This window comes from Actinoplanes sp. NPDC051405, from assembly GCF_055586185.1.
Window position 1 is genome coordinate 580,071 of the sequence record NZ_JBVJIR010000001.1, and the last position, 23,380, is coordinate 603,450.

The window sequence follows — 23,380 nt, forward strand, 5'->3', positions numbered from 1 at the left end:
CAGATCGATCACAGTAGCAATTGTCACGGCCAACATGAGCCTCGCTCATGTTCAGTACGCGGGGTGATCGCGCGCTCTCGATCGCCTGCTGTACAGGCACTTTCGGCGCGCTGATACATCCGTTCGGCCGGGCCGGTAATGCGTTTTGCACGTTCGGTGGCATTCATGTTGGGCATGACATCTGCGACTTTCATTGTCCGCCCCGACTCTGGCAGCGTCGCCAGTGGGCCGCGCCGAGGAAAGAGGGGAAAATGAGGGTGCTGCACGTCATCAGCACTTTGGCGGCCGGCGGGGCCGAGCAACAACTGCGCCTGCTGGTGCCCCGGTTGCCGCACGACTGCGAGGTGGTCACCCTGGCGCGGCCGGGGCCGCTCGCGACGGCGCTGCGTGCCACCGGTACGGCGGTGCACGAGCTCGGCACCGACGGCGGCCCGGCCACGATCGTGCGGCTGCGCCGGCTCATCCGGCTCGGCCGCTTCGACGTCGTGCACACCCACCTCTACCGCGCCTGCGTGCAGGGCCGGTTCGCCGCCCGGCTGGCCGGCGTCCGGCCCGTCGTCGCCACCGCCCACCACCTGAGCCCGCGGTCCGTCGAGGACCGTCCGGCGTCCGGCTCCGTCCGTGCGCTCTACCTCGCCGGTGAGCGCGCCGGGCAGGCCACGATCGCGGTGACACCGACGGTCGCCGGGCGGCTGCGCGCCTGGGGTGTGCCGGACGCCCGGATCACCGTCATTCCCAAGGCGGTCGACGCCGCCGAGTTCCGCTTCGACCCGGCCCTGCGCGCGGCCGCCCGGGCCCGGCTGGAGATCGCGGACGGCGTACCCGTCGTCGGCGGGGTGGGCCGGCTGGAGTACGGCGAAGGATTCGACCGGCTGATCCGGGCGGTCGGCGAGCTGCCCGGGGTGACCCTGCTGCTGGTCGGCGACGGCCCGGCCCGGGTCGCGCTGCAGCGGCTCGCCGTCATCGAGGGCCTGGCCGACCGGGTCCGGTTCGCCGGCACCGTGGACCACGCCCGGGAGATGCTCTGCGCGATGGACGTCTTCGCGTCACCGCCCGGCCCGGACACCGCCGGGCTGGTCGTGCTCGAGGCGCTCGCCGCCGGCCTGCCCGCCCTGTACGCGACCTGCCCGCCCCTGGACCAGCTCGCCGCGGGGCGGACCGTCCTCGACGGCGCCCACCGACTCTCCCCGCGCGATCCGCAGTCGCTGGTCCGGGCGCTGCGCACCGAAGTGCTCTGTCACCGGGAACGCCACGGCGCCCGGCTGCCCGCCCGCTCGGCCGGTGACCGCTACAGCGCCGCCGCCGTGGCCGCCTCGGTCTCCAGGCTCTACGACCGGGTCGCGGGACGGTGAACCGGCGGCACCGCGGGCTCATCCTCCACCAGCGACCAGCCCCGCACCAGCTCGCGGACCCGCGCCGGGCGCATGGCCCGCCAGAAGATCAGGAAGCCGAGCCAGGCGCCCAGGGTGTTGGCGGTCAGGTCGTTCACGTCGGCCCAGCGGTTGCCGTGCCAGGCGAGGCAGATGACCGCCTGGGTGATCTCGATGGCCAGGCTGACCAGAAAGCCCGTCAGCACCACCCGGCGGCGTTCGCGCAGGCCGGCGACCAGATACAGCAGGGCCGCGAGCGGCAGCGTCATCACGATGTTGAGCAGGAAGTCGTCGACCCGCATGGTGATCAGCGGGACCAGGATGATGCGGTAGAGCTCCGGCGGACCCGCGCCGGGACCCCAGGCCAGGTGCAGCGGAAGCAGGGTCGCGCCGACCACGGCCACCGCGTACCAGCCGGCGATCCAGGCCGTGGTCAGGCGCCGGGCGCTGAGCAGGCCGCGCCGGTGCAGCAGCACCCAGGAGACGATCATGAGCACGCCGCCCAGCGGCAGCAGGATGGGCAGCGCCGGCACGTCGAGCTGATGAAATGGCATCCCGGTCAACGGTACGTGCCCGGCCGGCGCGGCTCAGCGCAACCAGCCGTCCTTGCGCGCGATCCGGATGGCGTCCAGGCGGTTGCGGGCACCGGTCTTGGTGATGACGGCGGACAGGTAGTTGCGGACCGTACCGCCGGACAGGTAGAGCCGGCCGGCGATGTCGCTGACCGACTCCCCCTCGGCGGCCAGCCCGAGCACCTCCAGCTCGCGGGTGCTCAGACCCCGGTCGGTGTTGAGCGAGGCGGCCTGCAGCAGGGGCGACACGACGCGTTCACCGGCGGCCAGGCGGCGCACGGAGTCGGCCAGCACCGCCCCGGAGACGTCCTTGAGCAGGAAGTTGAGCCCGCCGGCCCAGCGCCGCGGCGGGAGCATGCCGCGCTTGGCCGGGTCGCAGAGCAGCAGCATGGCGCAGGACGGGATGGTGGCGTGCAGTTCGGCCGCCATCGGCAGCACCTGACTGACCATGTATTCGGTGTCGATGACGATCACCGTCGGCCACAGCTCCGCCGCCCGCTGGGCGAGATCACCGGCGAACGGCAGGGTGCCGACGTAATGCAGATCAGGCTTGGATTCCAGAAGTACCCGTACCGGGACACCGAAATATCCCTCGTCCCGTACCACCGCGACCCGGATCATCGCACCACCCTTCAGCGAGGGACGCCCGGCACCGGGCCGGGTCGTCCACTTGTCGGGCCTGCCTACTCCCACAGGTCTACTTCGGAGACGCCAGCTCGGTGGATGGCCCATCGGGATCGACAAATTCACACGTCCGGTTGTTGAACCGACAGTTTCCGCAGCTCAACACGAATTTGTGCCAATGAATTGCGGCACCGTCCACGGATGTCAACCTATCGCTGGGACCGGTCGCCGACACCCGGGTTGACCGATCGACCGAGGCAAGTCTGCCGGATCTTCACCGCCGGCAACCGTATTGACGCGTTCGGTGAGCTCCCCATCTGATTTCAAAACCCTCCTTGTCGCATTACTGGGGACAAGCCGGAAAGGCCGGTGTAGTTTCGCGGAGGAACGCGGACGGGTAATGCGCCGGCCATGGCAGATATCGCGGTTCAGGCCCTCAAACGGGTGTTCGCCCCCGTCGCCGTCCTGCTGGGCGTCATGATCACCCTGGGTCTGCTCATCACCAAGGTCATGATGCACATGTGGCCGTTCACGATCGAGGACTCGGTCAACCGCGAGCTCGAGCGCGACCGCACCCACGACATCAGCCTGATCTCGCTGATCTTCAGCACCCTGGCCAGCACCCCGGCGATCATCGCGGTGACCGTGCTGGCGGCGCTCGCGCTGCGCCTGGTCCTCAAGCGCTGGCGCGAGCCGATCTTCCTCTGCGCCGCGGTCTGCGCCCAGGCCGTTGTCTTCTACCTGACCACACTGGTCATCGACCGGCCCCGCCCGGACGTGGAGAAGATGGACACGTCCCCGCCGACGTCGAGCTTCCCGTCCGGGCACACCTCCGCGGCGGTCGCGCTCTACCTCGGCCTGGCCCTGATCCTCTTCCGGGTGGCCAACCGCACCTGGCTCAAGCGGGCCGCCTGGCTGCTGCTGATCGTGCCCATCGGCGTGGCGCTGACCCGGATGTACCGCGGCATGCACCACCCCAGTGACGTGGTCGCCTCGTTCCTCAACGGAGGCATCTGCGTGCTGGTCATGGCCCGCGCCGTTCTCGACCGCACCGGCATCCGCGGGTCGCGCACCGGGCCGGGGCGGCTCACCACGGCGAAGGCGTGACGACCGGCGACGGCTGCCACTGCACCAGGGCAGCCGTCGCGTCGTCGCGCAGCTCACCGTTCTCGTAGGAGACGATCGCGTGGATCAGCTTGCGCATGGTCTCGGCCGGTGAGCCCTGGGCCATCGCCTTGACGATGAAGTCGGCCAGCCGGTCCAGCCCGAACAGCTCCCCGTCGGCCGAGCGCGCCTCGGTGATCCCGTCGGTGTACAGCATCAGGGTGTCGCCCGGCTCGAGCAGCAGCTCGGTGACGCCCGGCTGCCGCGGCAGCATGTGCCCGAGGCCCAGTGGCAACGCCGTCGGCGTGGGCAACGCGGGCAGCGCCCGGCCGCGGCGAATGTGCAGCTCGGCCGGATGCCCCGCGGCGATCCGGCGGTAAAGGCCGGTGCCGGTGTCGAGCTCACCGAGCACGGCGGTCACGAAAGCGCCGGGATACTGCGCGCGGATCCACTTGTCGATCGAGCGGTACGTGTCGGCCAGGCCCAGCCCGGAGCGACGGGCATTGCGGTACGTGTTCAAAGTCAACGTTGTCAGCGCACTCGCACTGATCCCGTGCCCTACGGTGTCGAAGAGGGCGACGTGCACGATGTCGCCGTTCGCCGCGTAGTCGAACGCGTCCCCGCCCACGTCGTAGCAGGGCTCCAGGACCGCCGTGACCAGGGCACCGTTCGCGGCGAAGGTCAGCGGCGGCAGCTGGTTCCAGATGATTTCGGCGGCCAGCTGCATCGGCAACCGGCGCCGGGTGCGCTCCACCGCGTCACCGTAGAAGCGCCGGCTCGCGATCAGCTCCGCGACCAGCGCGGCGATCACCCCGAAGTCACGCTGCTCGCGGTCGCCCGGCGCCTCGCGCAACCACACCTCGAGCACGCCGAGACGCTCCGCGCCGTGCAGCAGCGGCAGCCAGAGACACTTCTTCTCGCTGGTCGTCTCCGCGGTGCAGAAGGCGTGCCCGGCGAGAGTCCCGTCCACCGGTCGCGGTTTGAGGCTGCCCGACGTGCCGTGCAGCGGCCACAGCGACAGCTGCTCGTAGTCGACCAGCAGCACGGTGACGCTGACGGCGTCGAGCAGCGGCGCGACGTCGCTCAGCGCCGTCGGCAGATCCTCCGGCCGGCTCCGATAGCGCAGGTCGAGCAGTCGCCGTACCGCTTCCATCGAGTCGGACACCCGGATCACCCCCGCCATGCCCTTCCCCGGACAACGCCCCGGCCAATCCCCGCGCAGCTCGCCGCGTCGCCTGCCGGCGGCGACAGCCGCCGATCGGGCTCACCGTAGCGCGCGCCGGCCGGATCGCAGAACCGGCGCAGCACCCTGTGCCCTGATGCCCCCGCCTGCCGGTTAGGCTGGCCTAAGTCGAGAGCGGGGTGGGACGTGGCGCAACCGGAGTCGCTGGCCGATCTGCTGGGCGGGCGGCGGGCCGCGCTCGACGCGACCGTGCCCCCGGTCGTCTTCGTCGCCGGGTGGCTGGCCGGTGGCCGGTCGATCTGGGTCGGCGCCGGCGCCGCGATCGTCGCCGCGCTGATCGTCGCCGGGTGGCGGCTGCGGCAGGGCGACAAGCCGCGGGCGGTCCTGGTCGGGCTGCTCGGCGTGTGCGTCGCCGCGCTCATCGCCCTGCGCACCGGCCGGGCCGAGGACTTCTTCCTGGTGCAGATCGTCACGAACGCGGCGAGCGCGCTGGCCTGGGCGGTCAGCATCGTCGTCCGGTGGCCGCTGCTGGGCGTCATCGTCGGCGCGGTGCTCGGCCAGCGGACCCGCTGGCGGCGTGATCCGGCGCTGCTGCGGGCGTACTCGCTGGGCAGCTGGGTGTGGGTCGCGCAGTATCTCGTCCGGCTCGCCGTCTTCCTGCCGCTCTGGGCCGCGCACGCCGTGGTGGCGCTGGGCATCGCCCGGGGCCTGCTCACCTGGCCGTTGGTGGCCGCCTGCCTGGCGGTGAGCTGGTGGGTGATCCGGCGCAGCCTGCCGGCCGGGCACCCCGGCCTGCGGCATCCGCGTTCAGCGGTCGACGCCCACGCTGACGGGCTCGGCTGACTCGCGACCGGTGTCGAAGCCCGCGCGGTGCATCACGCCCCACTCGGCCCGGCGCCCGTGCAGGGCTCCGAGCGCGCCCCGGACCTGCCACACCGCGAGGATCTGCCGGTAGCCGAAGTTCTCCAGGATCGCCGCCACCACACCGCGCACCAGGTCACCCCAGCGCGGATAGCGGTGGAACGACACCTCCTCGATGAACAGCGAGGCCAGGCTGACCAGGAGCCCGTACCCGTAGGCGACCAGCACGAAGCGCCAGACGAAGGCGAGGTCGACGGCGTCCACCCAGAGCCCGAGCGGCAGCAGCACCAGCGCGGCCAGCTCGACGAACGGCGCCAGCAGCTCGAAGACCACGTAGTACGGCAGCGCGATCAGCCCGATCCGGCCGTACCGGGGATTGGCGATCATGCCGCGGTGCTTGCGCAGGATCTCCGCGATGCCGCGGTGCCAGCGCCGCCGCTGGCGGCCCAGCACCCGCAGGCTGGCGGGCGCCTCGCTCCAGCTGACCGGTTCGGCGACGAAGATGACCCGGTAGTCCTGGCGCCGCCGGCGCAGGTGGTGGTGCAGCCGCACCACCAGCTCGGCGTCCTCGCCGATGGTGTCGGTGGCCATGCCGCCGATCTCGACGACCAGGTCGCGGCGGAAGACCCCGAACGCGCCGGAGATCACCACCAGGCCGCCGAGGCGGGACCAGCCGGTGCGGCCCATCAGGAACGCGCGCAGGTACTCGACCACCTGGATGCGGACCAGCCACTGCCGGGGCATCCGGACGTCCACCACGCGGCCGCCGACGACCTTGCACCCGTTGGCGATGCGCACCACGCCGCCGCACGCCGCCACCCGCAGCGGGTCGTCACCGAACGGCTTGGCCACCGACAGCAGGGCGTCCGGGTCCAGCACCGAGTCGGCGTCGACCATGCAGATCAGCGGGTGCCGGGCCAGGTTGATGCCGACGTTGAGGGCGTCGGCCTTGCCGCCGTTGGTCTTGCGGACCACGGTCAGAGTCTCCGGGTTGGCCCGGGCGACGTGCACGGAGAGCACCCGCGACTGGTACGGCACCTCGCCCGGCACCACCCGCGGCACCTCGACCAGGTCGAACTCGGCCCGCAGCAGCTCGAACGTCTCGTCGCTGGAGCCGTCGTCGACCACCACGACCTCGTAGCGCGGATAGCGCAGCGCGGTCATCGCCGTGACCGCGGCGACGATCCCCGGCCCCTCGTTGTACGCCGGCACGATCACCGACACGGGCAGCGTCAGCGGGCTGCGGAACATGTCGTCGGCCCCGGCGAACGGCGCCCGCCGCAGGTGCCGGCCGAACTCCAGCCCGGCCAGCACGATGAGCACCAGGTAGCTGCTGTTCAGCGCGACGAAGTAGGCGAAGATCGTGACGTCGGTGTAGTGCAGGATGTCGCGGATGAGCCCGGCCGTCACGCCACGGCCCCCACACGTTCCCCGTGCTCGGCCCCGACCCGCGACAGCGCCAGGGCCTCCTGGGCGTGGCTGGCCGAGGCCGACGGCCGCGCGTGTGCCCCGGACTGCGTCCGCTCGGCCCCGATCGCGGCGGCGAGCGCCTCGGCGCCGGCCCGGCCGAGCCGGCGCAGCGCGTGCGCGGCCTCGTGGGCGACCTGGAACTCGTCGTCGCCGAGCAGGTCGGCCAGGATCGGCACCGCGCTGGGGGATCCCAGCTCCCCCAGGGCCCGGGCGGCGGCGGCCCGCAGCGCCGCGGGCCGCGACGGGCTCAGCGCCTGCTGCAACGGTTCGAGGGCACTGCGGGTGCCGAGCTTGCCCAGGTTGGTGGCGGCGGCCACCCGTACGTCGAGGTAGCTGTCCTCGCGCAGCACCCGGGCCATGCGGTCCACGGATCCGGTGGCACCGAGCAGGCCGAGCGCGTCCAGGCAGACCGCGCGGACCCGGGCCTGCGGGTGGTCGAGCGCGGCCGACAGGGTCACCTCGGCCTCGGCGCCGAGCTGCACCAGCGTGTGCGTGGCCAGCAGCGAGGGCACCGGGTCGGAGCGGTCCAGGCTGGCGATGATCCGCCAGGCGGCGGCCGGGTCACCGATGCGGCCCAGCGCGCGGACGGCCACGACCCGGACCTCGTCGTGCCGGTCGGTGAGCAGCCGGCACAGCTCCGGCACGGCCTGGCGCAGTTCGAGGTCGCCGAGCACCTGGGCGGCCCGGGCCCGCTTGACCCGGCTGTGCGAGTGCAGGTTCCCCAGGGCGGTACGGGCGATGCCGCGCTGCAGGAAGACGGAGACCAGCGCGAGGTGCGCCTCCCCGCGCAGCTTGCCCAGCAGGGCCAGGGCGCCGGGCTCGGCGGCCCGCCAGGCCTCGTCGGGGATGGCGACCAGTTCCTGGGCGCCGTGCTCGCCGTTGTCCGCGACGAAGGCCAGCAACGCCCGGCGCGGTCCGGCGGCCAAGGCGGCCTGGCGGCGGTGCCGGATCTTGCGGGCCACCCGGACCCCGACGATGGCGACCACGGTCACGGCGACGACACCGGCCAGCACCTCGAGCACGACAGTGAACAGGCCCAGCATCAGCTGTTCACCCGGGCCAGCGCGGCCTCCACCCGTTCCTGCAGGTCACGGGGGCTGAACGGCTTGACGATGTACTCGGTGGCGCCGGCCGCGTACCCCAGCTCGAGGTCCTGGGGCCGCGACCGCGCGGTGAGCATGATGATCGGGACGGTCGCCGGCAGCGGGCCGGCGCGCAGCTCGCGGCAGACCTCGATACCGGACATCCGGGGCATCCGCACGTCGAGCAGGACCAGGTCCGGCGGGTTCTCCCGGGCGGCGCGCAGCGCGGCCAGCCCGTCGGCCGTCTCGACCACGTCGAAGCCGCCCTTGGTGAGCTTGTACGAGACCAGGTGGCGGATGTCCGGATCGTCTTCGACAAGGAGGATCGTGCTCATCGTCCTCCCACTCCGCGCGGTCCGGCCTACCTGCACCGCCAAATATATCCGTTTTGTGAGCATCGTTCGCGGCGAACGGTAGCAAAGCGGCAACGCCCGGCGCAGCCTCTCAACCGTCCCGGGCCGGCGTCGATAGAGGGTGCGTGAATATCCGGAAGGTGGCCGGCTCGCCCGGCCGGCGCGGCGTCGCCCTCGCCGCGACCGTGCTGACCCTCGGGCTCGGCACCGGCGCGGCGGCGGCCGGCGGGCTCGCCGCGACCGCGCGCGACGCCGGCACCGCGGCGCTCGCCCTGCGGACCGCGAGCGTGCGCGGCGCCCTGGACACGACCTTCCAGCGGTACGCGGACACGATGCACGACCTCGTGGCCGCCGCCGCCACCCAGCCCACCGCCTCCCTGGCCCCCACGGTGGCCCGGATCGCCGGCGAACGCCTGCCCGGGGCCCACCAGATCGTCGTGGTGGGCGCCGACCGCACCGTGCGCGCCCAGCACACCGTCGACGGCAGCACCCCGCCGGCCCGCACCGTCCTGTCCGCCGAGCCCGAGCTGGCCCGCGGCCTGGAAGTGGCCCGCGACAGCGGCCGGCTGATCGCCAGTCCCGCGCACGTGCTGCCGGCCGACCTCGGCCTGCCGCCGGCCCACCGCCAGCCGGCGTTCCAGCTCATCGCCCCCGTGCACGACCGGGAGTTCCGCGGCTGGGTCGTGCTCGCCGTCCGGGCCCCGGACCTGCTGCGCGAGTCGCTGCGCGGGGCCGGCGTCACCGGGGTCGCCACCGTGCTGACCGAGACCTCCCCGGACGGCGTGACCCACGAGGTCGCCCGCTGGGCCGAGGGCGGTGACCCGATCGGGGACGCCGGCAGCACCGTCGAGGTCGCCACCGCCGGGCACACCTGGCAGGTCCGGGTCCGTCCGACGACCGAACTGATCAGCGCCGCCCGTACCGCCGCCGCACCGCTCACCCTGCTGGGCGCCGCCCTGATCAGCATGCTGGTCGCCACGGTCCTGCTGGCCGCGGACCGGGGCCGCGCCCGGGCCGAGGCGCGGGCCCGGCGGGCCGCCGCCGAGCGCCGCGCCGACCTCGACCGGCACCGGGCCGAGCTGGCCCGCGAGCAGGAGGTCCAGCAGCGGCTGCGGGAGCAGGCGCTGGCCGCCGAGCAGCAGGTGCGCGAGCAGGAGGAGGAACTGGCCGGCTTTGCCCGGGCGGCCTCCGATCACCTGCACGCCCCGCTGCACACGATCGCCGGCTTCACCGAGCTGCTGCTGGAGGACAGCGACCCGTCGCTCGCCCCGGCCACGCGTGGCTTCCTGGATCGCATCGGCCGCAGCACCGGCCGGATGCTGACGCTGGTGGATGACCTGCTGACCTACTCGACCACGAACGACGCCGCCCTCAAGCTCGTGCCGGTCGACGCGGGCGGGCTGGCCCTGGGTGTCGTGGCCGCGCGCCTCGACCACGTGGAGGGCGAACGACCCAGCATCGACGTCGGTGAGCTGCCCGCCGTCACCGCCGACCCCGATCTGCTCGGTGAGCTGCTCAGCCAGCTCGTCGACAACGCGGTGCGCTTCGTCCGGCACGGTACGGCGGCCCGGGTGACCGTGGCGGCCCGCGAGCACGCCCCCGGCCTGGTCCGCGTCGAGGTCGCCGACCGCGGCATCGGCGTACCGGAGGAGCAGCGCACCCGGATCTTCGCGCCGTTCCACCGGGCGCCCGCGGCCGAGGGCTTCCCCGGCACCGGGCTGGGCCTGGCCGTCTGCCGCAAGATCGTCGCCCTGCACGGCGGCGAGCTGGGCGTCGAAGCCAACCCGGGCGGCGGCAGCGTCTTCTGGTTCACCCTGGCCGCCTCGCCGGTGGCGCCGGTCACCGGACCCGAGCTGCTGGCCGCCGACCTGGCTTAGGCTGGGCCGCATGGTCGAGCAGGCGAGCAGGCTCAAGAACGTCCGGTACGACATCCGTGGCCCGGTGCTGCGCCGCGCCCAGGAGCTCGAGGCCGCGGGGCACCGCATCCTCAAGCTCAACCTGGGCAACCCGGCGCCCTGGGGACTGAGCACACCGGAGCCGATCGTCGCTGACATGGTGATGCACCTGGGCGACGCCGAGGGTTACAGCGACGCGCGGGGCATCTACTCCGCCCGGGTCGCCGTCGCGCAGTACTACCAGACTCTCGGGGTCTCCAGTGTGCAGCCCGACGACGTGTTCCTCGGCAACGGCGTCTCGGAACTGATCGTGATGTCGCTGCAGGCGCTGCTCAACACCGGCGACGAGGTGCTGGTGCCGAGCCCGGACTATCCGCTGTGGACCGGCGCGGTGACGCTGTGCGGCGGGCGGCCGGTGCACTACCGCTGCGACGAGACCCAGGACTGGGCACCCGACCTGGAGCACGTGGCCGCCCAGGTCACCCCGAACACCCGGGCCATCGTGATCATCAACCCGAACAACCCCACCGGCGCGGTCTACTCGCGGGAGACCCTGCTGGGCCTGCTGGAGATCGCCCGGCGCCACAACCTGCTGGTTCTGGCGGACGAGATCTACGACAAGATCCTGTACGACGACGCGAAGCACGAGTGTGCCGCCGCGCTCGCGCCGGACCTGCTCGTGCTGACCATGAGCGGGCTGTCCAAGGCGTACCGGGCGGCCGGCTTCCGGTCGGGCTGGATGGCGGTCAGCGGGCCGACCACCCACGCGTCGGAGTATCTGGAGGGCCTGCAACTGCTGGCCAACATGCGGCTGTGCCCCAACGTGCCGGCCCAGCACGCCGTGCAGACCGCGCTCGGCGGCTTCCAGAGCATCACCACGCTGATCCGCCCGGGCGGGCGCCTCTACGAGCAGCGCAACCACGCCTGGCGCAAGATCAACGAGATCCCCGGCGTCGACTGCGTCCGGCCGGCCGGCGCGCTGTACCTGTTCGCCCGGCTGGACCCCGAGATCCACAAGATCCGCGACGACCAGAAAATGATCATCGACCTGCTGGAGCAGCAGCTGATGCTGCTCTCCCACGGCACCGGCTTCAACCTGCCCACCCCGGACCACCTGCGGATGGTCTTCCTGGCCCCGGTCGACGTGCTCGACGACGCCACCGACCGGCTGCGCCGCTTCCTCGAGACATACCGCCAATGACCTCCCCTCGGCTCCAGGGATGACGGGCCTACTTCTTGAGACGCCGGCTGCCGGCGTGCCAGTCCTCGATCTTGCCCGTCTCCTCGGCGGTGACGCCGAACGACGGCAGCTGCGGCTGCTCGCGCAGGCTGCGCTTGAGCTCGGCGAATCCTGGGAACCGGGCCAGGCCGACGACGTGGTCCCACAGCTCGGCAGCCTGCTCCTCGTCGGGCAGCCGGCTGATCACCGGGCCGAAGAACGCCACGCCGCCGGGCGGCTCGAAGTGCACGATCGGCGTCCCCACGTCCTTACCCGTCAACGCCAGCGCCTCGTCCGACTCGGCCTGGATCTCGCCGTCCCGGGAGGTGTCGTCGAGGAACCCGGCGAGCGAGACCGGCAGTCCCGCCTCGGCGAGCGCGGCGGCGGCCAGGTCGGGCGTGCCCTGCCAGCCGGGCGCCCGGCCCTCGTCGGGGGCGGTCTCGAGGATGCGGGCGCCGAACGCGGCGTACAACGGGCCGATCGCTTCGCGACCGTGCTTCTCCCGTACGGCCGAGGCCACCCGCAGCAGCCGGAGCCCGGCGGTGTGCTGGGCTTCGTACTCCGGTGGGAAGTGGCTGCCGTAGTCGAGGTGCGAGTTGATGAGGCGCAGCGAGATGAACCGCCAGTCGACGGTGTAGTCCCGTTGGGCCTGCACGATCCGGATCCACTTGCTCGTCATCCACGCGAACGGGCAGATCGGATCGAAGTAGAAGTTGATGTCAGATGTCACGAGGGTGACTCTCCCACTCATCCTTCCAATAGCCACCGGCACCACCGGCCCCGGTGTCCGTCCGCTCAGCGCGGAACTCGCCCGTCCGGCCTGCTCAACCCTGGTACGCCTCCTGGGACGAACCCGCTCTTCGACCCAGGAGGCACTGCATGCGTACGCGTAAAGGTCTGGCCGTCGCCGCCGCGACCATCCTCTGGCTGGGGCTCGCCGCAGCCCCGGCCCCCGCCGCTCCCGCGGCTCCCACCGCGGAGCCTGATCCCGGCCGGCTGCAACAGTCCGTCCGCACCGTCCGCGACCTGCTGCACAAGGCAGGCGACCGGATGCGGCCGGGCGAGGAGGTGACTCCACCACCGGCCGGCGCGGACGCGATCCGCGTCGAGGCGGCCGGGCAACCACCCGCGGCCGTGCTCACCGACGGCGCCGCACCGCCGCTCTACCGCCACCGCGAGCTGGGCTGCGAGGTGCCGGCCTTCGCCGAGTCCCGGTTCGCCGGCTTCGACGCCCAGGTCACCAAGATGATGCAGGACTGGGGCTTCATGACGGCGTCGCTCGCCGTCGCCAACGAGTGCGGCACCATCTACGACCAGGGCTACGGCCGGGTCGGCCCGTGGTGGGCCCGCAACGCCCCGCCCGGTGACATCACCGACCTCGGCCCGGTGACACCCGACAACGAGCTGTTCCGCATCGCCAGCATCACCAAGCCGCTCACCGCGGCGGCGATCCACGACCTCGACGAGCGGAAGCTGCTCAAGAAGAGCGACCACGTCTTCTGCGTCCCGGACGGTCCGGCCGACTGCATCCTGACGGTCAAGCTGCCCGCCGGCTTCGACGAGCGGATCGCCGACCTGACCGTCAAGGACCTCGTCGGGCACCGGGGCGGCTTCGACAACAACAAGACCACCGACTACCTGTTCCGCGCGTGGGAGGTCTACCAGGCCCGCAAGCTGGACGCGCCGCCGACGCCGCGCGACTTCACCGAGTTCATGCTCGGGCTCGGGCTCGACGTGGCCCCCGGCGCCGAGTACCACTACTCCAACCTGGGATACCTGATCCTGGGACTGGTGATCGAGAAGGCCGGCGGGCTGCCGTACCGCGACTACGTCTTCCAGCGGCTGCTGGCCCCGCTCGGGATCGCGTCCGGTGACGTGGTGCTCTCGCGTACCAAGCGGCTCACCCGGAACACCCGCGAGCCCGCGTACTGGTGCGTCGACAAGAACTGGAACGCCAACGTACCGATCAGCACGTTCGCCGGCGAGGCCGGGCAGCGGCGCTGCTACGCCGACGGCGGCTGGGTGCTGGAGTCGATGGCCGCGCACGGCGGGCTGTCCATGTCCGCCTCGGCGGTGGCGACGTTCTACGCGCACTGGTGGAACTTCGGCACCCCGCGGACGGCCGGGACCTACTGGAACTTCCCGGCCGGCACGAAGACCGCGTACTCGCACAACGGCCGGCTCGCGGCGACCCAGACCGTGGCGGCCCGCTGCGTCAACGGGCTCAACGTGGTGCTGCTGACCAACCAGCACGCCTGGGGCAGCTTCGACTGGGCCGCCGTGGAGCAACGGCTGTGCCGGGCCGCCGACGACTTCCTGGCCCAGGGCCCGTACTACTCGACCATCTGGGAACGCGACGGGCGTGACTGGCGCTCGCACCGCGCGACCCCGGCCGCCGGCTACCAGGCCCTGGTCGACGCCACCAAGGCCGACGGCTTCCGGCTCGTCGACGTCAACGGCCACCTCGGCGACACCGGTACGACCTACGCCAGCACCTGGGTCCGCAACACCGACGGCACGCCCTGGGCCGCCACCCACGGGCAGACGTTCGCCGCGTTCACCACCCGCTTCGACGAGCTGAGCAAGGCCGGCTACCGGATGACCAAGGTCTCCGGCTGGCTCGACAACGGCGAACCGCGCTACGCCTCGGTCTGGACGGCCAACCCGGACAAGCGGGCCTGGCTCAGCCACATCCGGATGACCGGCGCCGAATACCAGCAGCACGCCGACGAGTACGACGCCAAGGGCTACCGCCTGATCTCGGTGGACGGCTACGAGCTGGCCGGGCAGGCCCGCTACGCGGCGGTGTGGCTGGCCGACCCGGGCGTGGCCGGCGGCACGAGCACGGCGACGCCGTACCGGGCGATCCACGGCGCGACCGCGGCGGCGTACCAGGCCTGGTTCGACGCGGCTGCGGCCGACGGCTTCCGGCTGACCGACAAGGATGTCTACACCGTGGGCCCGGCGGTGCGCTGGGCGGCGATCGCCACCCGGGATGACGGGCCGCCGACCCGCTCGTTCAGCACCTGGAACTTCTACACGTACCAGCCGCGCTGGGCTCAGCAGAAGGAGGCGGGCTACCGGCCCGTGACCATCTCGGCCTACTGAGAATGCCGTTCGGCGCTGGAGCGCGTGACGCAGAACTCGTTGCCGGCTGGTCGAGCAGCACGACCCAGCCGGCGCCGTCGGGCGTGCGGTGGTCGCCCAGCACCGACGCGCCCAGCGCCAGTAGGCGGTCGACCTCCGCGTCGCGGTCCCGGTCGCTCGGTTCGAGGCAGACGTGCACCCGGTTCTTGACCTGCTTGCTCTCGGGCACCGCCTGGAAGTACAACCGGGGCCCGCCCGGCGGCTCGATGACGACCTCCTCGTCGCCGGGTGCGCACTCCGGGTGGACCGGGTGGCCGATCACCTCGGCCCAGAAGACCGCCAACGCGTACGGGTCGGCGCAGTCGAACGAGACGTTACGGATCAGCGAGACCATGGTCAGCAGGTTAGTAGTGATCCGCCCCGTGATGGACATGAGTGGACGTGACCAGATCCCATGCCCCCATGACGGCCGACCCTCCGGCGGGTGCCGAGCCCGCCGCCGAGGCCGCCTTCCGAGCCCTGTTCGAGGCCGCGTACGACGATCTGCTCCTCTTCGTCGAGCGGCGCACGCACGCCCTCGCCGCTGAGGACGTGGTCGCCGAGGTCTTCCTCACCGCGTGGCGCCGCCTCGACGACGTCCCGCCCGACCTCGATCAGGCCCGGGCCTGGCTGTTCACCGTGGCGCACCATCTGCTCCGCAACAGCCGCCGCAGCGACCACCGTCAGCAGGCCGTCGCGTTGCGCATCCTGCGCGAGCCCGGCGCCGCGGAGAGCGGGGCGCCGCCCGACGACGTCGCCGCCCGTATCGACCTGACCCGGGCCTGGGCCCGGCTCAGCCCGGGCGACCAGCAGGTGCTCACCCTGACCGTGTTCGAGGACCTGACCGGCCCGCAGGCCGCCCGGGTGCTCGGCATCTCCGCCACCGCCTTCAGCCTGCGGCTCCTGCGCGCCCGGCGCCGCCTGCGCAAACACCTCACCGCCGTCCCCACCGAACCGGGAGCCAGCTCATGAACGACAACCGACTCGACCTCGACAATCGGCTGCGCGCCGCGGCCACGCCGGTGACCCGGGGACGGGTGCGGCAGGCGTCCGCCCAGGCGCTGCTGGAGCACATCGTCACGGTTCCCCGTACCGCCGAGGGCGCAGTGGCCGTGCCCGCCGCCCGCCGGAGCCAGCGCACCCGGTGGGCCCTCGCCGGGGCGGCCGCCGTGGCGGTCACCGGCGCCGCCCTGATCGTGCCCGGCCTGGGCGGCGGCGACCAGGCGTACGCGTCCTGGACCGCCACCCCGGCCGCATTGCCGACCGGCGACACCCGCGAGCTGAGCCAGGAGTGCGTACGGGAGAAGCTGCAGCCCGAGTACAGCTACACCGCGGCCGAGCTCGCCGCGGCCAAGATGGTCCTCGGCGAGCGCCGCGGCGACTACAGCTACCTGTCCATCGCCACGCCGCGGTGGACCGCCACGTGCTTCCGCGACAAGGCCGGCGACGTGCACCAGGGCAGCATCATGGAGTCGCCCGTGACCGACGCCGCGCTCGGCCGCAAGGGTGTCGAGCTGCAGGGCTGGGGGCAGCTCAAGACCAGTGAGGGCTACGCCCGGCTGATGGCCGGGCATCTGGGGTCGGCCGTCGTCGGGGTCGACGTCGTGCTGCCGGGCGGCAAGAAGGTGCAGGCCACGGTCAAGGACCGCTACTTCGTCGCCTGGTACCCGGAGGCGGTGGACGCGCCGGGCGGCACGACCCTCACCCTGCGGCTGGCCGACGGCAGCACGGTCGCGGGCCTGGCCGCCAGGGACCTGCACGACGCACCGAAGCTGGACTGACCGGTACCGGCCGCGCCGCCCGACCGGGTGGCGCGGCCGGTTCGCGAGTCACCCGGGTCCGATGGGGTAGTACCGGTGGCGAGGCACCGCAGCGACCACCGAGAGGAACCCCATGAGCAGCGAGGACCGCGTCGTCACCAACGCCGCCAGCACCGACCAGCACATCACCGGCAACCCGGAGACCGGCGACTTCATCACCGACCAGGCGCCCACCGCGACCACGCCGGCCCACGGCAGCAGCAACTCCGGCATCAACGCGACCGGCGCCAACAAGCCCGGCGCCACCGGCCAGTCCGGGGAGTGACAGCAGCCGCCATCGCCGCGCTCAGCCGGCGCGAACCCACCTTCGCCGGCATCGTCGAGCGCTTCGGGCCGCCACCGGCGTGGGAACGCGAGCCCGGCTTCAGCACGCTGCTGCGGATCGTGCTGGAGCAGCAGATCTCGCTCGCCTCGGCGCAGGCGGCCTTCGCCCGGCTGACCGCGGCGGTCGACCCGCTCACGCCGGGCGGATTCCTGCTCCTGGACGACGCTCAGCTGCTGGCCGTCGGCTTCAGCCGGCAGAAGACCCGCTACGCCCGGGCGCTGGCCACGGCCGTCCGGGACGGCTCGCTCGACCTGGACGGGCTGGCCGCGCTGGACGACGAGCAGGTCGACGCGGCCCTGGGCACAATCCCGGGCATCGGCCCCTGGACCGCGACCATCTACCGGCTGATGGCGCTGGGCCGGCCGGACGCGTGGCCGGCCCACGACATCGCCGTGGCGCAGGCGGTCGCGGAGCTGTGGAGCCTGCCGAGCCGCCCGACCCCCGAGCAGCTGCTGGAGGTCGCCGAGGCGTGGCGCCCGTGGCGGGCGATCGCGGCGAAGCTGCTGTGGCACTACTACCTCTCGACACCACGGAGGCCCGGTCGGTGACCGGGCCTCGTGGTGTGCCGGTGGTACGTCAGAAGTCCGCGCGCTGGCTGCGGACGATCTGGAGCTTCGCGTAGTCCGGGGAGCTCGTGTTCACGTTGAAACCGAGGGTCCAGTACCAGTCCCGCTCGCGTTCGATGCTGCTCGGGTTGGCCTGGTCGTAGTGGCCGGAGTCGTAGAGCTGCTTGGTCACGGTGGCGCTCCACGTCGCGGCGAGCGGGTCGAACAGCACGCCGCGGGTGGGCCGGTGGCTGTAGTCGTAACGGTTGCCGTAGGTGAGGAAGATGTCCGGGTCGGCGGGGTCGCCGACCTTCAGCAGGTGGTGCGAGCTGGCGTAGAAGCCGGCGCCGTTGATCTGCGGACGCTGGATGTTGAAGGCGGCCGTGTCGCTGTACGCGTTCCACCGGGCCAGGACGAACGCCCGGGCGTGCCGTCCGGTCTGCCCGGCCGGCGGGCTGGCCAGGATGGCCTCGGCGCGGATGCCGGCCACGACGGTGTCACCGACCTGCACGAAGCTGGGCTCGGTGTACCGCAGGTTCTCGGTGGCCGGCGAGTCGTCGTTCGCGATGATCCGGCGGAACGACTGCGGTGCGAGGAGCTGGCCGGTGCCGGGCTGGTACTTCGCCCGCATGTAGTACGAGCCGCCGGCCGAGCCATCCGCGTAGAACGGGATCAGCACCTCGTCGACCGAGGTGGCCGTGTTCGTCAGGGGCAGCACGCTGCCGTGGGTGGCGACGCTCGCCGGCATGCCCGCCACGCGCAGCTCCACCGGGTCGGTGAAGCGCGTCCAGGGCGCCTGCCAGTACGAGTAGTAGACCTTGCCCTGCGCGAAGAAGGTCATGACGACCTTGCCGTCGCGCATCCGGGTCAGGTTCGGGTCCCGGGTGTCGATGCCCTGCCACGGCGTCTGCTTGTCCAGCGCCGGCACCGGGCCGTCCCACTTGCCGGTGGCCGGGTCGAAGAACGACAGCTCGATCCGGCCGACCGACTCGTGCTCCAGGGCCCGGTGCCAGACCGCCATGATGCGGTCGTTGGTGTCCTGGAGCTCGACGAAGGACGGGAACCGGGGCTCGTAGCCGTCCTCCTCCGTGGTGATCGTGCCGATGATGCCGATGGCTGCCTGCGCCGGCTGGGGCGCCAGCGTCACTGCCAGCACCGCGGTCATCGCGGCGGCAGCGCCGCGGTAGAGGACTCGTGCGATTCGCATCTTCCGCCTGTCTCACTTGTGGACGGTCATGGCGATGCCGATTGTGTCATTGCCCTCCCGCGTCCCGCAGGCGGCCGATCCGGGCCAGGACCGCGTCGACGTGCGGCCTGACCTGAGCCTTCAGCTCGTCGCTCCAGGTCTCGTCGGCATAGGAGCTGGTCAGATACAGGTCACGGGCGAAGGCGAGCACCGGCCGGTGCTCGGGGGCCAGCCGGGCGAGCGCCCAGTCCGCCGCGGTGTCCTTGGCCACGATCGTGCCGGTGCCCAGCGTGGTCCAGATACGGGCGAAGGTCAGCAGCACGTTGCGGGTGTCCTCGGCCAGGTCGGCGAGCAACCCGGGGATACCGTCCACGCCGGCCCGGAACAGCAGCTCGGTGGGCACGGGGTCGAGCACCCGCGCCGGCGGGGGCCCGGCCAGCGTACGGTCCCCGGCCAGGGCCACCGCGGCCTCCAGGGCCAGGCCGGGCATGTGTTCGGGCGCGGGGATCAGGCCGGCCTCGTAGTCGGCGCGCAGCCATTCGCCGTACAGGAAATCGCCGGTCGGTGGGTAGCGCCAGGGGCGCACCGCGGCCTGGACCACGACGGTGAGCTCCACCGGCCGGGCCCCGGCCGCGGAACCGGAGACCGGCAGCAGGCCCGTGATCAGGGCTCGCCGCTGATCCTCGTCCAGCGACCGCCGGGTGACCGCGAGGATGTCGACGTCGCTGGCCGGCCGCAGGCCGCCGAGGACGGCTGAGCCGTGCAGGTAAGCACCGACCAGCTCCACCCCGGCGACCTCGGTGATCAGTGCGGCGACCCGCTCAACTTGCTCCATCCGGCGATCCTGGCACCCACCAGACGGTCGTGTCCGCCGGAATTTCCGCCTCCGCGCCCAACAGGTCCACCGGTCCGCTGGTCAGCAGGGCCTGACCCGGGCGCGGGATGCGGATCGGCGCGCCGGTCATGTTGACCGTGCACCGCAGCGAATCTCCGCGTTCGAAGACCAGCAGTCCGTCCGGCCCCTCGCACCAGCGCAGGTTGTCCGCCGCGCCCAGCGCCGGATCGGCCCGGCGCAACGCCAGCGCCGCCCGGTACAGCTCCAGCGTGGACGCCGGGTCGCCCTGCTGGGCCGCCACGCTCAGCCGGGCCCAGCTTGCCGGCTGCGGCAGCCAGCTCGCGCCGCCCTCGGGACCGAAGCCGTACGGCGCCTGGTCGCCTTCCCACGGGATCGGCACGCGGCAGCCGTCGCGGTAGCCGTCCTGGCCGGTCGCGCGGTGGAACGCCGGGTCCTGGCGGACCTCCGGCGGCAGGTCGATCACTTCCGGCAGGCCGAGCTCCTCGCCCTGGTACAGGTACGCCGAACCGGGCAGCGCCAGCAGCAGCAGAGTCGCCGCCCGGGCCCGTCGCAGGCCGGCCACCGGGTCCACCTCGGCCGGCCGGCGTCCCGCCACGTCACCCGCGTCGGCCTGCAGCAGGCGGCTGGTGTGCCGCACCACGTCGTGGTTGGACAGGGTCCAGGTGGCCGGGGCCCCGACCCGGCGCATGGCCTCGAGGGACTCGTCGATGACCCGCCGCTGGCTGGCGACGTCCCAGGCGGTGCCCAGGTAGCTGAAGTTGAACGCCTGATGCAGTTCGTCGGGGCGGACGTAGTTGGCGACCCGGTCCAGGGTGGGCGCCCAGGCCTCGGCCACCGCGATCCGCTCGCCCGGGTACTCGTCGAGGATCCGGCGCCAGCTGCGGTAGATGTCGTGCACGCCGTCGCGGTCGAAGCAGGGGCTGACGCCCACGTCGAGCAGGTGCCATTCGGTGCGGGTGCCCAGGTCCGGCAGGCCCGCGGCCTTGACCAGGCCGTGGGCCACGTCGATGCGGAAGCCGTCGACGCCCAGGTCCAGCCAGAAGCGCAGGATGGTGCGGAACTCGTCGGCCACCGCCGGGTGGTCCCAGTTGAAGTCGGGCTGCTGCGGCGCGAACAGGTGCAGGTACCAGTCGCCCGGGGTGCCGTCCGGGTCGGTGGTGCGGGTCCAGGCCGGGCCGCCGAAGATGGACGGCCAGTCGTTGGGCGGCAGCTCGCCGGCGACGCCGCGGCCGGGCCGGAAGTGGTAGCGGGCGCGCATCGGGGAGCCGGGGCCCTCGGCGATCGCCCGGCGGAACCATTCGTGCTGGTCCGAGGAATGGTTGGGCACCAGGTCGACGATGACCCGCAGGCCGAGGTCGTGGGCGTCGCCGATCAGGGCGCGGGCGTCGGCCAGGGTGCCGAACATCGGGTCGACCGTGCGGTAGTCGGCCACGTCGTAGCCGGCGTCGGCCTGCGGCGAGGCGTAGAACGGCGACAGCCAGACGGCGTCGACACCCAGGTCACGCAGGTACGGCAGGCGGTTGCGGATGCCCGGCAGGTCGCCGATGCCGTCGCCGTCGGAGTCGGCGAAGCTGCGTGGGTAGATCTGGTAGATGACCGCGTCCCGCCACCAGGAGGTGGGCGCGGTCGCGGCGGCGCCGTCGCGCTCAGCCGTCGGGTCTGCGGTCAGTTGATCGGTCATGGCGGCTGACGCTAGCAGGTTACTAACTCGTGTTACATAGCTCGCGACCGCTTTTTTCGGCCGTCTCGATCAGGCCGGTTTTGCCGTGGAGTCGCGCACGATCAGCGAGGTGCCCAGCGACTGGTGCGGGTGCTGGTCCTCGCCGCGGATCGCCGAGATGAGGAAGTCCGCCGCGGTGCGGCCCTTGGTCACGATCGGCTGGCGGACCGTGGTGAGCCGGGGCCGGAACCAGGCCGACTCGGCCAGGTCGTCGAAGCCGGTCACCGACACCTCGCCGGGCACCGCGACGCCCAGCTCCTGCAGGGCGTCCACCGCCCCGTAGGCCAGCACATCGGACAGCGCCAGGATCGCCGTCGGCGGCCGCGGCCCGGTCATCAGCGCGCGGGTCGCGCGGTAGCCGTCCGTCCGGGTCACCGGCACCTCGGCCAGCCGGATGTCGTCCAGGCTCAGCCCGGCTTCGGCCAGCGCCTCGGTGATACCGGCCATCCGCCGGGCCAGCGGCCCCCGGTAACCGCGCACCGCCCGGTCCGGGCCGGGATCCATCGAGACCACCGCGAGCCGCCGGTGGCCCAGCTCCAGCAGATAGCGGGTGACCTCGCGGGCGCCGCCGTGGTCGTCGACGTCCACACTGGGCGCGTTCTCGTACCGGTCGCTGTCGATCAGCACGAACGGGATGTCGCGGCGGACCAGCTCGGCGACCTCACCGCGGTCGGTCTCCAGCCCGCAGACGATGAAGCCGTCCACCGCCGCGTACGGGATCGCCTTGAGAACTGAGTCCTGCAGCGGCGGGGTCAGCAGCAGCGTGTAGCCCTCCTGGTCGCACACCTGCCCGACGCCCATCAGGAACCGGGCGTAGTACGGATTCTCCAGGATCCGGGCCAGCCGTTGCGGCAGCAGCACGCCCAGCGACTGGGTGGCACCGGACTGCAGCATCCGGGCCAGCGTGTTTGGGGTGTAGCCGAGCTCCTGCGCCGCCGCGAGGATCCGGTCGCGGGTCGCGGTGGAGATGCGCTGCGGGTTGTTGAAGGCGAAGGACACCGCCGAACGCGACACCCCCGCGGCCGCCGCCACGTCGCTGGACGTGGGCTTACCGCGACGGCGCGGCTGCTCGCCGGTGCTTCTCGACGGCATCCGCCCGACCTCGCTGCAGTAGGTGAGCGCTTACGATAACGCAGCGGCGGTCAGCAGCAGCCGGGTCACCGCGTGCACGTCGGCGTGCTCGTCGTCGCTCAGCAGCACCACGCTCGCCCGCCGCTCCGGCAGCCAGGCCGCGAAGGACACGAATCCCGGGAGGTCACCCGGATGGAAGTAGGCCCGGTGACCGCCGACCGTGCCGACGAACAGGCCGTAGCCGTAGTGGCCGGCGAAGTAGGAACGCCCCGGGCGCGGCTCCTCGGCCGTGGGGGCGAGCGGGCCGGTCAGCACCGCGTACGACTCGAAGCCCAGCAGCGCGCCGGCGTGGAGCTGCTCCTGGTAGCGGGCCAGGTCGCCGACCGTCGACCACACGTCGCTGGTGCCCGCCAGCGGGGGCAGGGTCTCCCCGGCCACCGCGTCGTCGGCGGGCCGGCCGATCGTGGTCGCCGTCATCCCGAGCGGCGCGAACACGTGCTCGGCGAGGAAGTCGCCGTACGGCTGCTGCGCCGCCTGCTCGACAATGGACGCCACGAGCAGGTAGCCCGGGCTGCTGTAGAGCCAGCGCAGGCCCGGGCGGCTGGCCGGCGTCCCCTGCGGGATCAGCCCCAGCCGGTCGGCGATCGCCATCGCCGCGCTCACGTCGAATCCCGGCTCGGCACCCCAGTGCGGCAGGCCGGAGGTGTGGGTCAGCAGGTGGTGCAGGGTCACCTCACGCCACCAGGGCGGGCTGCCGGGCAGCCAGGGCGCGACCGGCCGGTCCAGGGCGAGCCGGCCGCGCTCGGCCAGCAGCAGCGCGGCCACGGCGGCGAACTGCTTGCCGACCGAGGCGATCGGGAAGCGGGTCGCGAGCGTGACGGGCGGGCCGGCGGACTGCACCGCGACGGACCCGCCGACGGTCACCAGCGCGGCGCCGCGCAGGCCCTCGAGTGTGCGCATGGCCGACAGGCTATCCCTGTTCAGCACGGATGCGGAGG

The 23,380-nt window shown here is 72.5% G+C and carries 22 protein-coding genes and 1 pseudogene; 10 read left to right on the top strand and 13 right to left on the bottom strand.

What is annotated here, in order from left to right; translation table 11 throughout:
- Positions 1-251: 251 nt before the first annotated feature.
- Positions 252-1,352, top strand: coding sequence for a glycosyltransferase (locus ACZ6S4_RS02645; RefSeq protein ID WP_465473201.1), 1,101 nt, complete (start codon positions 252-254; stop codon positions 1,350-1,352).
- On the opposite strand, the gene ACZ6S4_RS02650 is transcribed toward ACZ6S4_RS02645, so the two are convergent.
- Both ACZ6S4_RS02650 and ACZ6S4_RS02655 read right to left on the bottom strand, forming a co-directional pair.
- The gene (locus ACZ6S4_RS02650) at positions 1,328-1,924 is read right to left on the bottom strand and encodes a VanZ family protein (RefSeq protein WP_465473202.1); all 597 of its coding nucleotides are present in this window, start codon (positions 1,922-1,924) and stop codon (positions 1,328-1,330) included. The two genes, ACZ6S4_RS02645 and ACZ6S4_RS02650, sit on opposite strands and share 25 nt — an antisense overlap.
- 33 nt (positions 1,925-1,957) lie before the next feature.
- Positions 1,958-2,563 carry a response regulator transcription factor gene (locus ACZ6S4_RS02655; RefSeq protein ID WP_360547465.1) on the bottom strand — a complete coding sequence of 202 codons (606 nt, stop codon included), beginning with the start codon at positions 2,561-2,563 and terminating at the stop codon, positions 1,958-1,960.
- A gap of 414 nt (positions 2,564-2,977) precedes the next feature.
- Between ACZ6S4_RS02655 and ACZ6S4_RS02660 the strand changes: the two genes are divergently transcribed.
- Entirely contained in the window at positions 2,978-3,673 is a 696-nt protein-coding gene (locus ACZ6S4_RS02660; RefSeq protein ID WP_465473203.1) for a phosphatase PAP2 family protein, read from the top strand.
- Here ACZ6S4_RS02660 and ACZ6S4_RS02665 read toward each other — a convergent pair.
- Positions 3,654-4,835, bottom strand: coding sequence for a PP2C family protein-serine/threonine phosphatase (locus ACZ6S4_RS02665; RefSeq protein ID WP_465473204.1), 1,182 nt, complete (start codon positions 4,833-4,835; stop codon positions 3,654-3,656). The two genes, ACZ6S4_RS02660 and ACZ6S4_RS02665, sit on opposite strands and share 20 nt — an antisense overlap.
- 204 nt (positions 4,836-5,039) lie before the next feature.
- Between ACZ6S4_RS02665 and ACZ6S4_RS02670 the strand changes: the two genes are divergently transcribed.
- Positions 5,040-5,696, top strand: a complete 657-nt coding sequence (locus ACZ6S4_RS02670; protein WP_465473205.1) for a DUF3159 domain-containing protein — start codon at positions 5,040-5,042, stop codon at positions 5,694-5,696.
- Here the strand turns inward: ACZ6S4_RS02670 and ACZ6S4_RS02675 are convergent.
- The 3 genes from ACZ6S4_RS02675 to ACZ6S4_RS02685 are packed head-to-tail and all read right to left on the bottom strand — an operon-like array spanning position 5,661 to position 8,601.
- Entirely contained in the window at positions 5,661-7,124 is a 1,464-nt protein-coding gene (locus ACZ6S4_RS02675; RefSeq protein ID WP_465473206.1) for a glycosyltransferase family 2 protein, read from the bottom strand. The two genes, ACZ6S4_RS02670 and ACZ6S4_RS02675, sit on opposite strands and share 36 nt — an antisense overlap.
- Positions 7,121-8,227, bottom strand: a complete 1,107-nt coding sequence (locus tag ACZ6S4_RS02680; RefSeq protein ID WP_465473207.1) for a HEAT repeat domain-containing protein — start codon at positions 8,225-8,227, stop codon at positions 7,121-7,123. Before ACZ6S4_RS02680 ends, ACZ6S4_RS02675 begins: the two co-directional genes overlap by 4 nt.
- Complete coding sequence (locus tag ACZ6S4_RS02685) at positions 8,227-8,601, bottom strand: response regulator transcription factor (RefSeq protein WP_465473208.1); 375 nt, start codon at positions 8,599-8,601, stop codon at positions 8,227-8,229. The genes ACZ6S4_RS02680 and ACZ6S4_RS02685 overlap by 1 nt, the downstream gene beginning before the upstream one ends.
- 143 nt (positions 8,602-8,744) lie before the next feature.
- On the opposite strand from ACZ6S4_RS02685, the gene ACZ6S4_RS02690 reads away from it, so the two are divergent.
- Positions 8,745-10,496, top strand: a complete 1,752-nt coding sequence (locus tag ACZ6S4_RS02690) for a sensor histidine kinase (RefSeq protein WP_465473209.1) — start codon at positions 8,745-8,747, stop codon at positions 10,494-10,496.
- Positions 10,497-10,506: 10 nt separating this feature from the next.
- Entirely contained in the window at positions 10,507-11,715 is a 1,209-nt protein-coding gene (locus ACZ6S4_RS02695; protein ID WP_465473210.1) for a pyridoxal phosphate-dependent aminotransferase, read from the top strand.
- Positions 11,716-11,743: 28 nt separating this feature from the next.
- Here ACZ6S4_RS02695 and ACZ6S4_RS02700 read toward each other — a convergent pair whose 3' ends face one another.
- Positions 11,744-12,463 carry a mycothiol-dependent nitroreductase Rv2466c family protein gene (locus tag ACZ6S4_RS02700; protein WP_465473211.1) on the bottom strand — a complete coding sequence of 240 codons (720 nt, stop codon included), beginning with the start codon at positions 12,461-12,463 and terminating at the stop codon, positions 11,744-11,746.
- Between the two features lie 149 nt (positions 12,464-12,612).
- Between ACZ6S4_RS02700 and ACZ6S4_RS02705 the strand changes: the two genes are divergently transcribed.
- Positions 12,613-14,841, top strand: coding sequence for a serine hydrolase (locus tag ACZ6S4_RS02705; protein ID WP_465473212.1), 2,229 nt, complete (start codon positions 12,613-12,615; stop codon positions 14,839-14,841).
- Here the strand turns inward: ACZ6S4_RS02705 and ACZ6S4_RS02710 are convergent.
- Positions 14,835-15,214: pseudogene (locus ACZ6S4_RS02710) on the bottom strand (VOC family protein). The gene ACZ6S4_RS02705 and the pseudogene ACZ6S4_RS02710 overlap by 7 nt on opposite strands.
- A 68-nt stretch (positions 15,215-15,282) precedes the next feature.
- Between ACZ6S4_RS02710 and ACZ6S4_RS02715 the strand changes: the two are divergent.
- From ACZ6S4_RS02715 to ACZ6S4_RS02730, 4 genes are all read left to right on the top strand, one after another.
- Positions 15,283-15,831, top strand: a complete 549-nt coding sequence (locus ACZ6S4_RS02715) for an RNA polymerase sigma factor (RefSeq protein ID WP_465473213.1) — start codon at positions 15,283-15,285, stop codon at positions 15,829-15,831.
- Entirely contained in the window at positions 15,828-16,640 is an 813-nt protein-coding gene (locus ACZ6S4_RS02720; RefSeq protein ID WP_465473214.1) for a hypothetical protein, read from the top strand. Before ACZ6S4_RS02715 ends, ACZ6S4_RS02720 begins: the two co-directional genes overlap by 4 nt.
- A 112-nt stretch (positions 16,641-16,752) precedes the next feature.
- Positions 16,753-16,944, top strand: a complete 192-nt coding sequence (locus tag ACZ6S4_RS02725; RefSeq protein ID WP_465473215.1) for a hypothetical protein — start codon at positions 16,753-16,755, stop codon at positions 16,942-16,944.
- Positions 16,941-17,552, top strand: a complete 612-nt coding sequence (locus ACZ6S4_RS02730) for a DNA-3-methyladenine glycosylase family protein (RefSeq protein ID WP_465473216.1) — start codon at positions 16,941-16,943, stop codon at positions 17,550-17,552. Before ACZ6S4_RS02725 ends, ACZ6S4_RS02730 begins: the two co-directional genes overlap by 4 nt.
- A 28-nt stretch (positions 17,553-17,580) precedes the next feature.
- Here the strand turns inward: ACZ6S4_RS02730 and ACZ6S4_RS02735 are convergent, their stop codons facing one another.
- From ACZ6S4_RS02735 to ACZ6S4_RS02755, 5 genes are all read right to left on the bottom strand, one after another.
- Positions 17,581-18,756, bottom strand: a complete 1,176-nt coding sequence (locus tag ACZ6S4_RS02735; protein WP_465473217.1) for a sialidase family protein — start codon at positions 18,754-18,756, stop codon at positions 17,581-17,583.
- Between the two features lie 46 nt (positions 18,757-18,802).
- On the bottom strand, positions 18,803-19,570 hold the full coding sequence (locus ACZ6S4_RS02740) for an aminoglycoside adenylyltransferase domain-containing protein (protein ID WP_465473218.1): 768 nt from the start codon (positions 19,568-19,570) through the stop codon (positions 18,803-18,805).
- Positions 19,557-21,272 (bottom strand): glycoside hydrolase family 13 protein, encoded by a 1,716-nt coding sequence (locus tag ACZ6S4_RS02745; protein WP_465473219.1) that lies wholly within the window; start codon positions 21,270-21,272, stop codon positions 19,557-19,559. Before ACZ6S4_RS02745 ends, ACZ6S4_RS02740 begins: the two co-directional genes overlap by 14 nt.
- 69 nt (positions 21,273-21,341) lie before the next feature.
- Positions 21,342-22,403 carry a LacI family DNA-binding transcriptional regulator gene (locus tag ACZ6S4_RS02750; protein ID WP_465473220.1) on the bottom strand — a complete coding sequence of 354 codons (1,062 nt, stop codon included), beginning with the start codon at positions 22,401-22,403 and terminating at the stop codon, positions 21,342-21,344.
- Positions 22,404-22,433: 30 nt separating this feature from the next.
- The gene (locus ACZ6S4_RS02755; protein WP_465473221.1) at positions 22,434-23,342 is read right to left on the bottom strand and encodes a serine hydrolase domain-containing protein; all 909 of its coding nucleotides are present in this window, start codon (positions 23,340-23,342) and stop codon (positions 22,434-22,436) included.
- Positions 23,343-23,380 lie beyond the last annotated feature (38 nt).